The organism is Longispora albida DSM 44784, from assembly GCF_000379825.1.
In the GTDB taxonomy this organism is placed as follows: Bacteria; Actinomycetota; Actinomycetes; order Mycobacteriales; family Micromonosporaceae; genus Longispora; species Longispora albida.
This window is the reverse complement of the sequence record NZ_KB903833.1, coordinates 127,887-140,716: the sequence shown is the minus strand read 5'-3', so window position 1 is coordinate 140,716 and position 12,830 is coordinate 127,887. Positions and strand designations below refer to the sequence as shown.

Below are 12,830 nucleotides of genomic sequence, written 5' to 3'. Positions count from 1 at the left end.
GTTATCGCCTCCGGTTGTCGCGCGGGTCGGCGGGCAGCGGCAGCTTGTGCAGCAGGTCCGCGACGATGGCGTCGGTGGTGCGCCGGGCGAGCTGGGCCTCGGCGGTGGGGATCAGCCGGTGGGCGAGGACCGGCACGGCGAGCGCCTGGAGGTCGTCGGGGAGGACGAAGTCGCGGCCTTCGAGCGCCGCGACCGCCCGCGCGGTGCGCAGGAGCTGGAGGGTCGACCGGGGGCTGGCGCCGAGGCGGAGGTCGGAGGCCTCACGGGTCGCGGTGACCAGGTTGACCGCGTACTGCTTGATGCTGTCGGCGACGTGTACCTGCCGGCAGGTGACGATCAGGTCGCGGATCAGGTCGGCGTCGGCCACGGCCGACAGGTCGTCGAGCGGGTCGTGCGCGCCGTGGTGGTCGAGCATGGCCAGCTCGGCGCCCGCCGCCGGGTACCCCATCGCGATCCGGGCGGTGAACCGGTCGCGCTGGGCCTCGGGCAGCGGGTACGTGCCCTCCATCTCGATCGGGTTCTGCGTCGCGATCACCATGAACGGCGTCTGGAGGTGGTAGGTGTGGCCGTCGACGGTGACCTGCCGTTCCTCCATGCACTCCAGCAGCGCGGACTGGGTCTTCGGCGAGGCCCGGTTGATCTCGTCGCCGACGACCAGGTTCGCGAAGACCGCGCCCGGCTTGAACTCGAAGTCGTGCGTCTCCTGGTTGTAGACGCTGACCCCGGTGACGTCGCTGGGCAGCAGGTCGGGGGTGAACTGGATCCGGCGGACCGAGCAGTCGATCGACTTGGCCAGCGCCTTGGCGAGCTTGGTCTTGCCGACGCCCGGTACGTCCTCGATGAGGAGGTGGCCCTCGGCGAGCAGCACGGCGAGGGCGAGCCGGACGATGGCCGTCTTCCCCTCGATGACCTGCTCGATGTTGGCGACGATCGCGGACGTCGCCCGCAAGAGCTCGTCGGTGCTCAGCGCCGTGCCTGCCGTGCCGAGCTGTGCGCCGTACTCCTCGGCGGTGCGCGGGGTGGTCACCAGTGGCCTCCTCATTCACTTTGTTGGCCGGAGGGATCTCGTGTTGGCCGAAGGATGTGTCGCCCGGGAAAGCCTTGGGCAGCTGGCCCGGGGGTTTGGTCAGCTGGGAGGAATTTTCTCAGATCAACGGTGGTGTCCCGTCCCCGCGCGGCAACGGTTTTATTACCGTCCAGGAACAGGACAGGTGACTTTACTGGATCATGACTCGATCGTGACACCGGATCATGACTCCATCATCCTGACCAGATCGGCGAGGTCCTGCATCAGCCGTTCGGCCCGGCCGGCCCCCAGTGCCCGCTGGACCGCACGCTGCTGCCCCCGCGCAGCCGCAGCGCCTCTGTCCTGTAATTCTGCCCCTCGCTCGGAGAGGTAAACGACGACTTTGCGACGATCCGCCGGATCGTGTCGCCGGTAGACGAGGGCCGCGTCGACCAGCCGGTCGACGGCTTTCGTCACGGTGGGGTGCGGCATGAGCACCGCCGCTGCCAGGTCGCCCATCGGCTGCCCGGGGTTTTCGGCGAGAGCGCTGAGTATCCGCCATTGTTCGACGTTCAGCCCGTTTGCGCCGAGATGTTCGGTGAGGTCGCGATGCATCGCGCGTTCGGCGGCACTCAGCAGGTAGGCGAGGTGCGCTTCCAGTTTCACTGGCATCCGCTGCCCCTTCCCCGACCGTCTGCACAGGACGATACTCGGCCGATGCCCGGCGATGTGACCGTGATCAGCGACCTGCTGGAAGCGAAAGTGCTCGCGCCGGAACCTGGGGAGGCTCTGCGGGTCGGCTTCGCCGTGCCCCTGTCCGGCACGCTCGGCATGGTCGGCCCGGCCGCCCTGAACTGCGCGAGGCTCGCCGCGGCCGAGATCAACGCCGGCCCTGGCCTGCTCGGCCGGCCGGTGGAGCTGGTGCTGGTCGACAGCGGACGCAGCCCGGCGGAGGTGGTGTCCGACGTCAGGGACCTCGCCGGGGCCGGAGCGATCCATGCCCTGGTCGGCACACATGCCAGCGACGTCAGGGTGGCCCTCGCGCAGGCCGTGCCCCGCTCACTGCCCTACGTCTACACGCCACCATACGAGGGCGGCGAGACGTCCCCGGGCCTCTATCTGCTCGGTGAAACCCCGGAAAACCAATTAAGACCTCAAATTCATTATTTTGTACGCCGCCGGCGCACCCGCTGGGCGATGGTGGGCAACGACTATGTCTGGCCCCGCAAGCTCCACGCCGCCGCCCGCGCGTACGTGCGCTCGGCCGGCGGGGACGTGGTCGCCGAGCGGTGTGTCCCGCGCGGGCTGGACGACCCGCAGCCGCTGGTCGACGTGATCGCCAGGTCGGGGGCCGACATCGTGCTGCTCACCCTGATCGGCGCGGACCTCGTCACCTTCAACCGGGCGTTCGCGGCCAGCGGGCTGGCCGGCCGGGTGACCCGGTTCGCCGCCGCGCTGGAGGAGAACGGGCTGCTCGGCTGCGGGGGCGACGACTCGGGAGAGCTGTACGCGAGCCTCGGTTATTTCGCCGGCCGGGAATCGGCCTTTTCCGCCAGGTACGAGAAAGAGTTTGGTTTTCATGCTCCTGTTCCCGGCGGCCACGCTGAGGGCTGCTACGGGGGTTTCCAGTTGCTGGCCGCGCTGGTGAACAATGCCGGCAGCCTGCACGCGGCGGACATCGACCCGGTGTCGGACGGGGTGAGTGCTGCTGGTGGCCGGGGAGTTCTGACTCTCGTGGACAGGCACGTGCGGCAAGCAACATACCTGGCCAGGGCGGATGGCCTGTTCTTTGAGATCGTTAAAACTTTCTCGTGAAATCTTTTCTGCAGAAAGCTTTGGGGCTACTGTGCGCCAATGGCATCCCCCTCGCTGGAGCGGTTCGGGTACACCCAGGAACTACGCCGCTCGCTCACGTTCACGGACCTGCTGTTCTACGGCCTGATCTTCATGGTCCCGATCGCGCCGTTCGGCATCTTCGGCGGCGTGTACCAGCGTTCGGGCGGCATGGTGGCGCTCGCCTACGCCATCGGTGCCGTCGCGATGATGTTCACGGCACTGTCCTATGTGCAGATGTCGCGGGCGTTCCCGGTCGCCGGGTCCGTGTACAGCTACGCCGGCCGGGGCATCGCGCCGCCGGTCGGTTTCCTGGCGGGCTGGGCCATCCTGCTCGACTACCTGATGATCCCGGGCCTGCTGTACCTGATCGCCTCGGTCGCCATGCACTCCACGATCCCCGCCGTGCCGATCTGGCTGTGGCTGGTCGGCTTCGTCGTGGTCAACACCGCCGTCAACCTGCTCGGCATCAAGCTCACCGCGACCGTCACCAAGGTACTGCTGGCCGGTGAGCTGATCGTCCTCGCGATCTTCCTGGCGGTGGGCATCGGCGGCCTGCTGGCCGGCAAGGGCACCGGCAAGGCGATGACCGTCCTCTACAACGGCGACCAGTTCTCCTGGTCCCTGATCCTCGGCGCGGTCTCGGTCGCCGCGCTGTCCTTCCTGGGCTTCGACGGCATCGCGATGCTCGCGGAGGAGAACAAGGAGGAGGAACGCCAGCTCGGCCGGTCGATGATCGCGGCACTCGGCCTCGCGGGCCTGCTGTTCATCGTGCAGACCTGGGTGGCTTCGATGTTCGTGAAGGACCCGGCGGCCCTGATCAAGGACGGCGACCCGGCAGGCACGGCCTTCTACGACGCGGCGGAGGTGGCCGGCGGCCACTGGCTGGCAGTACTCACCGCCGTGACCACCGCGATCGCCTGGGGCTTCGCCGACTCGCTCGTCGCGCAGGTCGCCACGTCCCGGCTGATCTACGCGATGGCCCGTGACCGGCAGCTGCCCCGCTTCCTCGCGAAGATCAGCGTGCGGCGGGGCGTGCCGGCCAACGCCGTCTTCCTCGTCTCCGCCCTGTCACTGGCCCTCGGCCTGTACGTCAACAGCCGGGCCGACGGCATCCCGCTGCTCAGCTCGCTCATCAACTTCGGCGCGCTGATCGCCTTCGGAGTCCTGCACATCTCGGTGATCTGGCACCACGTGCTCCGCAACCGCAGCCGCGACTACCTGCGCCACCTGGTACTCCCGCTGATCGGCTTCGGCATCCTCGCCGCGATCGTGTTCCACGCCGACCTGTCGGCGATCCGCGCGGGACTGGCGTGGCTGGGGGCCGGGGTGGTTATCCTCGTCATCCTGTACCTGACGGGACGCAAGCCGAAGCTCTCCGGGATGGGCTCTTGAACCTGATCACGTACCGGCCGCAGCCGGAAGACTACGCGTACACCTTCGGCGGCAGGCCGCCCGTCGCCCGGGTCCGGCCCGGCGACGCCCTGGCCGTCTACACGGAGGACTGCTTCGGCGGCAGGGTGCTCGGCTTCGGCGACCTGCCGTCCCAGGTGTGCCAGTTCCCGTACCTGAACCCGGTCACCGGCCCCTTCCACGTCGAGGGCGCCGAGCCCGGTGACACGCTGGCCGTGCACTTCGTGTCGATCACCCCGGCGCGGGACCGGGCGGTGTCGACGACGTTCCCGCACTTCGGGGCGCTGACCGGCTTCGCGACCCTCCAGCCCGCCCTGGAGGAACGCGTCTGGGTCTACGACCTGGACCTGGCGCGCGGTGTCGTCGTGTACAGCGCGCGGAACTCCGAGTACACAGTGGAGCTTCCCCTCGACCCGATGCACGGCACGGCCGGCGTGGCCCCGGCCGCCAGCGAGGCCCGGATGACCATCACGCCTGGCGCGCACGGCGGCAACATGGACAGCCCGGAACTCCGGGCCGGCGTGACCGCGTACTTCGGCGTGAACGTGCCGGGTGCCATGTTCTCCCTCGGCGACGGGCACGCCCGGCAGGGCCACGGCGAGGTGTGCGGGACGGCCGTCGAGTCGGCCATGAACACCGTGGTGATCGTGGACCTGGTCAAGGGGTACACGACGCCGTGGCCGAGGCTGGAGACCGACGACGCGATCATGTCGACCGGCTCGGCCCGCCCGCTGGAGGACGCCTACCGGCTCAGCCAGCACGACCTGGTCACCTGGGCCTGCGGCCTGACCGGGCTCGACGCCCTCGACGCGTACCAGCTCGTCAGCCAGGCCGGGGAGGCTCCCGTCGGGAACGTGTGCGATCCCGCGTACACGATGGTCGCCAAGCTGCCGAAGCGCTACCTGCTCGGCGGCACGCCGTACGAGGGCACCCACGCCAGGCTCCGCGCTCTCGCCAGGAGCCTGTGATCCTGCATGATCGCTGACGATCTGTTCTTCCTCGGCAACGGGCACGTGCACGTCCCGCACCTCGGCATCGCCCTCGGTGCGGGACTGCTCGCCGACCTGGTCCTCTCCGGCCGGATCGGCGTGAGCGAGCACGGCAGGCTGGCCATCTACGACCGTCAGCCCACCGGCTGGCCCTTCGCCGACAGCGTCCTCGGTGCGCTGATCACGTCCCCGGACACGGCACTGGGGGAGTGGCTGCGGATCATCGGCTCCGACGCGTGGGACCGGGTCTCCGGCGGCCTCCTCGCCTCCGGCACGCTCCGCCGCGTCACCACCCGCAAGCTCCTGGTCCCGGTGACCAAGCTAGAACCGGCCGACCCCGAACTCCTGGGCCGCCTCCGCGCCCGGCTCCGCTACGCCGTCCACGCCGGCGAGCTGACCGAGGCCGACGCGGCGCTGATCTGCCTGGCCCAGGTACTCCAGATCGAGGGCAGGGCCTTCCTCGACGGCGTACCGAAAACCGTCTCCGCCCTCGCCGGCGCCCTGCACCCGGCACTCCGCACCATCGTCACGACAGCCTCGGCCACCATCGCCTCCAACGCCACGTCCGCCTACCGGTGACCCCGCCGGGCCGAGCTACATTCGCAGGATGATCGACTTCGAGATCACTGACGACCCGGCGCGCATCGACCGGGACGCTGCCTACGCCTACCTCTCCGAGCATGTCTACTGGGGACGGTGGCGGACCCGCGCCGACTTCGACGTCCACGTCGACGGCGCCTGGCGGGTCGTGGGGGCCTTCGCCGACGGCAGGATGATCGGCTTCGCCCGGGCACTGTCCGACGGCCTCGCCCTCGCGTACCTCGCCGACGTGTACGTCGAGGACGCCTACCGTGGCCACAAGATCGGCGAGGCGCTGGTCCGAGCCATGATCGACGAGGGCCCCGGCAAGAACTTCCGCTGGATGCTGCACACCTCCGACGCCCACGGGCTGTACGGGAAGTTCGGCTTCGCCAAGCCCGACGACTCGTACATGGAACGCCCCGCGTCCTCCCGCTTCGGCTACCAGGAGCGGTAACTCGCCACCCTGGTCGTGGGGCAGTGTCTACTGGCCGCGCTGGCTGGTCAGGTCATCAGGTGGGCCATCCTGGCGAGTGGCTGGAGGTCAATGTCCATCGGCCAGGGATCCTCCAGCTTGATCCGCGTGCTGAACTCGCCGGCCAGTTCGTATACCCCGCCATTCGCTGAGATCTGATGCGCCGTGACCCTCAGGGTCGGCCGGGTTTCGATCCGCCAGAACCAGGGGATCCCTGCCTGTGCGTACTGAGCCGGTTTCGTGATCCGGTCCATGCTGGTCGTGGACGGGGAAACGATCTCTGCCGCGAGGATCACCTGGCTGGGGGCGACCCGGCACGGGGGCCGGGCGGCATCCATGACGTCCGCCGTGACGACCAGCAGGTCGGGAACGTATCTCAGGGTTTCCTTGAGTTTGATCTCCACAGCCTGTGTGACGAGGTATTCCTCAGGTGCTGACAGCGCAAGCTGGGTCATGAGGAGCCCGGCGAAAGTCTGGTGGGGAATGCTGGGGGTCGGGGTCACGTGCAGAACTCCGTCGATCAGCTCGCGGCGTGTGCCATCCTCCGGCAGCGCCTCGTACTCCTCGGGCGTCATGCCGCCGCTGAGGTAGTCGATCGCCAGGGCCATGTCGGGCTCTCCGTCGGTAGGGGTTGGCTTGTCTTCGGACATCTGTTCGTCCTCGCCATCACATTAGTCGCCGTTTGTCCAAGATCGCCACGCGTCTGAGCGCCGAGCGCCCATACCAGTTATGATGCCAGCATGGCTAGGTTCTTCCTGCTCCTTAGCAAGCCGTGCTGACCGGAGGTCCTCCACAGCACGGCTACCCCTCCTGCGTGAGGGGTTTTTTCATGCCCCGAATCGGGGGCCGCCCGGGGACCGGGCACCGACCAGGCCAACCCCAACACCCACGAGGCGGAAAGAGACGATGAGCGCGCAGGCAGAAGACACCCCGGCCTTCCGGTACACCGCGCAGATGGCTCAGGACATCGAGCTGCGCTGGCAGGAGCACTGGGCGAAGACCGGCACGTTCCACGCACCCAACCCGGCTGGCGACCTGGCCGACCCGGCGCACCCGCGCAGCGGTGCCCCGAAGCTGTTCGTGATGGACATGTTCCCGTTCCCGTCCGGGGCTGGCCTGCACGTCGGGCACCCGCTGGGGTACATCGCGACCGACGTGTACAGCCGGTTCCAGCGGATGGCCGGCTTCAACGTGCTGCACCCGATGGGCTTCGACGCGTTCGGGCTGCCGGCCGAGCAGTACGCGGTGCAGACCGGTGCCCACCCGCGGATCACGACCGAGAAGAACATCGAGCGGTACAAGGAGCAGATGCGCCGCGTCGGCCTGGGCTACGACGAGCGGCGGTCGTTCGCGACCATCGACCCTGAGTACTACAAGTGGACCCAGTGGATCTTCCTGAAGATCTTCAACTCCTGGTTCGACCCCCAGGCTGGCAAGGCTCGCCCGATCGAGACCCTGATCGCCGCGCAGGAGGGCACGCCGGAGTGGGCGACCAAGTCCCCGGCAGAGAAGAAGGCGTTCGTCGACGCGCACCGGCTGGCCTACATCTCCGAGGCTCCGGTCAACTGGTGCCCCGGCCTGGGTACCGTCCTGGCCAACGAGGAGGTCACGGCAGACGGCCGCTCCGAGCGCGGCAACTTCCCGGTCTTCAAGCGCAGCCTGAAGCAGTGGATGATGCGGATCACCGCGTACGGCGACAGGCTGCTGGCCGACCTGGACGGCCTGGACTGGCCCGAGTCCATCAAGACGATGCAGCGCACCTGGATCGGCAAGTCGACCGGCGCGCACATCGACTTCGGTTCGGCCGCTGGTGCCATCCGCGTCTTCACCACCCGCCCGGACACCGTCTTCGGCGCGACGTACCTGGTCCTGGCGCCCGAGCACACCCTGGTCGACGCGCTGGTCCCGGCCGAGTGGCCCGAGGGCACGCACGACGTGTGGACCGGCGGGCACGCCACCCCGGCCGAGGCCGTCGCCTCCTACCGCCGGTTCGCCGCCGCCAAGAGCGACGTCGAGCGGCAGGCCGACGCGAAGGAGAAGACGGGCGTCTTCATCGGCGCGTACGCCACCAACCCGGTGAACGGCGCGCGGACCCCGATCTTCGTCGCGGACTACGTGCTGGCCGGGTACGGCACCGGCGCGATCATGGCTGTCCCGGCCCAGGACGAGCGGGACTACGAGTTCGCCGAGGTCTTCGAGCTGCCGATCATCCGTACCGTCCAGCCGCCGGCCGGCTGGGAGGGCAAGGCGTTCACCGGCGACGGCCCGGCCGTCAACTCCGGCATGCTGGACGGGCTGGGCGTCACCGAGGCCAAGGCGAAGATCATCGAATGGCTGGAGGCGAACGGGCACGGTACCGGCGCCACCACCTACCGCCTGCGCGACTGGCTGTTCAGCCGCCAGCGGTACTGGGGCGAGCCGTTCCCGATCGTCTACGACGCCGAGGGCTTCGCGCACGCTGTCCCCGAGTCGATGCTGCCGGTCGTGCTGCCCGACATCGACGACTTCTCGCCGAAGACCTTCGAGCCCGACGACGCGGACAGCTCGCCGGAGCCGCCGCTGGGCCGCGCCACCGACTGGATCACGGTCGAGCTGGACCTGGGTAACGGCGACGGGCCGCAGCAGTACCGCCGCGAGACCAACACCATGCCCAACTGGGCGGGCTCCTGCTGGTACGAGCTGCGCTACCTGGACCCGCACAACGCGGAGTCCTTCGTGGACCCGGCCAACGAGGCCTACTGGATGGGCCCGCAGGGTCCCGGCGACCCGGGCGGCGCCGACCTGTACGTCGGCGGCGCCGAGCACGCCGTCCTGCACCTGCTGTACGCGCGCTTCTGGCACAAGATGCTGTTCGACCTGGGCTACGTCTCCTCGTCCGAGCCGTTCCGCAAGCTGTTCAACCAGGGCATGATCGACGCGTACGCCTACCAGGACGACCGTGGCTTCTACGTCGACGCCCACGAGGTCACCGAGCAGGGCGGCAAGTACTTCTTCGAGGGCCAGGAGGTCAGCCGCCGGGCCGGCAAGATGGGCAAGTCGCTGAAGAACGTCGTGACCCCCGACGAGATGTGCGAGGAGTACGGCGCGGACACCTTCCGGGTGTACGAGATGGCGATGGGCCCGCTGGACGTGTCCCGCCCGTGGGAGACCAGGGCCGTCGTCGGCTCGCAGCGTTTCCTGCAGCGTGCCTGGCGCCTGATCGTCGACGAGGAGACCGGAGCCCTGCGCGTCACGGACACCGCTCCCGACACCGAGACGGCCAAGGAGCTGCACAAGACGATCGACGGCGTGCGCGGCGACTACACGAACCTGCGTTTCAACACCGCCATCGCCAAGATGATCGGGCTGACCAACCACCTGACCAGCCTGCCGGCCGCGCCCCGCGAGGCGGCCGAGGCCCTGGTCCTGATGATGGCCCCGGTCGCCCCGCACGTCGCGGAGGAACTGTGGTCCCGCCTGGGCCACGCCGACTCCCTGGCCTACACGGACTTCCCGGCCGCCGACCCCGCGCTGCTGGTCGCCGAGACCGTCACCTATCCGGTGCAGGTCAACGGCAAGGTCCGTGGCCGGATCGAGCTGCCGGCCGGCACGCCGGAGGCCGAGATCCAGGCCGCCGCGCTGGCCGAGGTCACCGGCTCACTGGCCGGCAAGGAGCCGAAGAAGGTCATCGTGGTCAAGGGCCGCATGGTCAGCGTCGTCGTCTGATCCCAGGCACGCCTGACGCAGGGCACAGAAGAGGGGGTGGCTTCCGGGCCACCCCCTTCTCCCTGCGTGCTCAGCAACCTCAGCAGCCGCCGAGCCGGCACGCCGTGACGGTCCGGTAGGCGGACCCGTCCGAGCACAGGTACCAGGTGACCTTCCGTACGTACGCCCCGGCGCACCGCTCACAGTTCGTCGCGTCCACCCAGCAGGACGCGGCGGCGGCACGCGCCTTCGGCACGAGCAGCCCGAGCATCCGGTCAGTCAGCTTCCCCAGCATGGCAACCTCCATCACATAGACAGTCATGAAAGTCTATGTGGACAGTTGCCCAAGTCAATCACTCCGCCCAACCTGGCAGCCTCCAGCAACGAGCCGCAGGCCAAGAAAGGCCCACCAAACCCCAAACCCATAATTTTGTACCGGAATCGCAGCCCCCGGCACCCGCCAGCGCCCCCGGAGCCCCCCGGCGAAGCGCAAGGCTCAGCTCACACCAGCGCCAGCTCGTCCGACCCCAGCCACGTCAGCTGGACACCCTCGGCCGCAGCGTCCTGGGCCAGCAGTTCCCGCACGCTCTGGAGCGTCAGGGTCAGCGCCTGGAGCGCGTCCACGCCGAAGATCGCCCGGATCTCCCCGTCGCCGACCCCGCTGATCTGGTGCGCGCAGTACCAGTCGCCCGGCGTGGCCGGGTCGGGGGCCGGTTTGCCGATCCTGAGCAGTACCGGATAGGTCTTGCCGTCGGCGTGGTGGGCGGTGAGCTGACGCTCCGCGATGATCTCGCCCAGCTCGTAGGTCTTCATACCTCGATCGTCCCCCGCCGGCCGCTCACTGTCCGGGGTTCAACCAAGATCTTCAAACCCTTACCGGAGGGCGGCCAGCCGCTCCCCGCGCAGCTTGGACGGCCACTCGTCGGCCAGCGGCGGCAGCGCGGCCCCCACGATCCACGACAGCAGCAAGTCGGCCAGTGCCGGATTCCGTGCCAGCGCCGGCCCGTGCAGGTAGGTCCCGAGCATCCGCCCCGACCACACGCCCTCGGTCGCCCCGTCGTTGCCGATCCCGTGCGTGACCGTCGCGAGTGGACGGACGCCCGGCCCGAGATGCGTGCGCCCGCCGTGGTTCTCGAAGCCGGTCAGCGCCGGCACACCCAGCTCCGGCGTCACCTCACCTGACAGCTCGCCGACGGCCCGGGTCTCGCCCCGGTCGGACCGCATGTCCACCAGCTCCAGCCCGGCGTACTGCTCACCGTTGCCGTAGAACGAGTTCCCCAGCAGCTGGTACCCGGCGCACACCGCGAACACCGCGGCGCCCCGCGCCACGGCCCGGCCCAGGCCACCGTCCGCGCGCAGCCGCTCGGCAGCCAGCACCTGCGGCCGGTCCTCGCCCCCGCCGAGCAGGTAGATGTCGCCGCTCTCCGGGAGCGCCTGGTCGTAGTTGACGCCCATGGCCTCGACGGCCAGCCCGCGCCGCCGCGCCCGCTGCTCGAGGATGAGCAGGTTGCCCCGGTCGCCGTACGTGGACAGCAGATCCGGGTAGACCCACACCAGCCGGATAGCCTCAGTTGACACGGTCAAGCTCCGCTCGGATGTCCTGGAACGCTGTGTAGTTGGCGACGACCTCCAGCCGCCCCGGCCCGGCCGCACGCAGCGCGGCCGGGAAGTCCGGAACGTGCTCGAAGGCGACCTCGTTGATGTCCAGCCGCACGCACAGGTCGTATGCCCGGTCCCCGCAGACCAGCACCCGCCGGCCGTGCAGCGGGCTGAAGTCCACGTCGTACAGCCAGGACGTGTCGAGCCCGTCGGGGTCCCGCGCGTTGATCGCCAGCAGGACGGGGCAGCCCGGCTCGACCATGTCGAGAGCCTCCAGCCAGCCGGCCGGGTTCTTGGCGAGCAGCAGCCGGATGGTGTGCCCGTCCTTCACCACCGTCGCGTACCGCCCGGCGATCGACGCGACCTGCGCGAGCCGGGGGAGCGCGTGCGCCGGGTCGACGCCGAACTGGGCGGCCACGGCCAGCGCCGTCGCGGCGTTCGCCTTGTTGACCCGCCCCGGCAGCTGCAGCGTGACCTCGAACCGCCGCCCGTCCGGCGCGATCACCGCACCGGCCTCGTCCAGCGACCACTGCGGTACCGGCCGGCGCAGCTCACACCCTGGGCAGGCCCAGCCGGCGCCCTGCCGGTCGAGGTGCCGCCCGCAGTTCGGGCAGACGAAGGAGTCCTCCTGCCAGCGCTGCCCCGCCGCCACCCAGGTCACGGACTTCGCGGCCGAGGCCGCCCACACGATCATCGGGTCGTCGCAGTTGGCGACGACGTGGGTGTCCACACCGGACAGCACCCCGCGCCAGGTCTCGGCCATCATGCCGACCTCCATCGCGCGGTCCATCTGGTCGCGGGAGAGGTTGAGCAGGGCGACGACCCTGGGCTGGGTCTGGGGCAGGACGTGCCGCAGGTAGTGCTCGTCGACCTCCAGCACGGCCAGCTTCGCCTTCGCCGGAGCCTGGGCGAGAGCCGTGGTGTGGCCGGTCGGCATGTTCGCGCCGAAGCTGTTCGTGGCGACCTCGCCCAGCACGCCCATCGCCGCCGCGACGAACCGGGTGGTCGTCGTCTTCCCGTTCGTCCCGCTGACCAGGGCGACCTGCCGCCCCCTGGCGAGCAGCGCGAGGAGCTGGGGCTCGACTTTCAGCCCGACCCGGCCGCCGATCACGGAGCCGTCGCCGCGGCCGGTGGCCCTCGACAGCGCCGCGGCGCTCTTCAGCAGGGTGGTGGCGAGCTTGGCCCGCAGGGGCAGATCAGCGGTCACCGCCCCAGCCTAGCCGCGCGCGCCAACCCAGCCTCCGCCTGCCCC

At 69.6% G+C, this 12,830-nt stretch carries 13 protein-coding genes; 6 read left to right on the top strand and 7 right to left on the bottom strand.

The annotated features are described in order from the left end of the window. Position 1: 1 nt before the first annotated feature. The gene (locus A3G1_RS0118200) at positions 2-1,027 is read right to left on the bottom strand and encodes an AAA family ATPase (RefSeq protein ID WP_018350911.1); all 1,026 of its coding nucleotides are present in this window, start codon (positions 1,025-1,027) and stop codon (positions 2-4) included. A 222-nt stretch (positions 1,028-1,249) separates the two neighbouring features. Next, positions 1,250-1,678: a MarR family winged helix-turn-helix transcriptional regulator gene (locus A3G1_RS0118195; RefSeq protein ID WP_026212261.1), complete on the bottom strand. Its 429-nt coding sequence runs from the start codon at positions 1,676-1,678 to the stop codon at positions 1,250-1,252. 45 nt (positions 1,679-1,723) lie between these two features. Here A3G1_RS0118195 and A3G1_RS0118190 point away from each other — a divergent pair, with 45 nt between their 5' ends. Genes A3G1_RS0118190 through A3G1_RS0118170 form a run of 5 tightly spaced genes read left to right on the top strand, consistent with a single transcriptional unit; the run spans position 1,724 to position 6,277 of the window. Then, entirely contained in the window at positions 1,724-2,821 is a 1,098-nt protein-coding gene (locus A3G1_RS0118190; RefSeq protein WP_026212260.1) for a substrate-binding domain-containing protein, read from the top strand. Positions 2,822-2,860: 39 nt separating this feature from the next. Further along, positions 2,861-4,234, top strand: a complete 1,374-nt coding sequence (locus tag A3G1_RS0118185) for an APC family permease (protein ID WP_018350908.1) — start codon at positions 2,861-2,863, stop codon at positions 4,232-4,234. Then, positions 4,231-5,220 carry an acetamidase/formamidase family protein gene (locus A3G1_RS0118180; protein WP_018350907.1) on the top strand — a complete coding sequence of 330 codons (990 nt, stop codon included), beginning with the start codon at positions 4,231-4,233 and terminating at the stop codon, positions 5,218-5,220. Before A3G1_RS0118185 ends, A3G1_RS0118180 begins: the two co-directional genes overlap by 4 nt. Before the next feature lie 6 nt (positions 5,221-5,226). Next, complete coding sequence (locus A3G1_RS0118175; RefSeq protein WP_018350906.1) at positions 5,227-5,820, top strand: GOLPH3/VPS74 family protein; 594 nt, start codon at positions 5,227-5,229, stop codon at positions 5,818-5,820. Between the two features lie 28 nt (positions 5,821-5,848). Further along, entirely contained in the window at positions 5,849-6,277 is a 429-nt protein-coding gene (locus A3G1_RS0118170; RefSeq protein WP_018350905.1) for a GNAT family N-acetyltransferase, read from the top strand. Between the two features lie 47 nt (positions 6,278-6,324). Here the strand turns inward: A3G1_RS0118170 and A3G1_RS0118165 are convergent, their stop codons facing one another. Next, the gene (locus A3G1_RS0118165) at positions 6,325-6,903 is read right to left on the bottom strand and encodes a Uma2 family endonuclease (protein WP_018350904.1); all 579 of its coding nucleotides are present in this window, start codon (positions 6,901-6,903) and stop codon (positions 6,325-6,327) included. 298 nt (positions 6,904-7,201) lie between these two features. Between A3G1_RS0118165 and leuS the strand changes: the two genes are divergently transcribed. Next, entirely contained in the window at positions 7,202-10,000 is a 2,799-nt protein-coding gene (gene leuS / locus A3G1_RS0118160) for a leucine--tRNA ligase (RefSeq protein ID WP_018350903.1), read from the top strand. A 79-nt stretch (positions 10,001-10,079) separates the two neighbouring features. Here the strand turns inward: leuS and A3G1_RS0118155 are convergent, their stop codons facing one another. The 4 genes from A3G1_RS0118155 to A3G1_RS0118140 form a co-directional block, all read right to left on the bottom strand. After that, entirely contained in the window at positions 10,080-10,274 is a 195-nt protein-coding gene (locus tag A3G1_RS0118155) for a hypothetical protein (RefSeq protein ID WP_018350902.1), read from the bottom strand. A gap of 206 nt (positions 10,275-10,480) precedes the next feature. Then, positions 10,481-10,792, bottom strand: coding sequence for a DUF6968 family protein (locus tag A3G1_RS35440; protein WP_018350901.1), 312 nt, complete (start codon positions 10,790-10,792; stop codon positions 10,481-10,483). Between the two features lie 60 nt (positions 10,793-10,852). Continuing rightward, the gene (locus tag A3G1_RS0118145; protein ID WP_026212259.1) at positions 10,853-11,557 is read right to left on the bottom strand and encodes a type 1 glutamine amidotransferase; all 705 of its coding nucleotides are present in this window, start codon (positions 11,555-11,557) and stop codon (positions 10,853-10,855) included. Then, on the bottom strand, positions 11,547-12,773 hold the full coding sequence (locus A3G1_RS0118140; protein ID WP_026212258.1) for a MurT ligase domain-containing protein: 1,227 nt from the start codon (positions 12,771-12,773) through the stop codon (positions 11,547-11,549). Before A3G1_RS0118140 ends, A3G1_RS0118145 begins: the two co-directional genes overlap by 11 nt. Positions 12,774-12,830 lie beyond the last annotated feature (57 nt).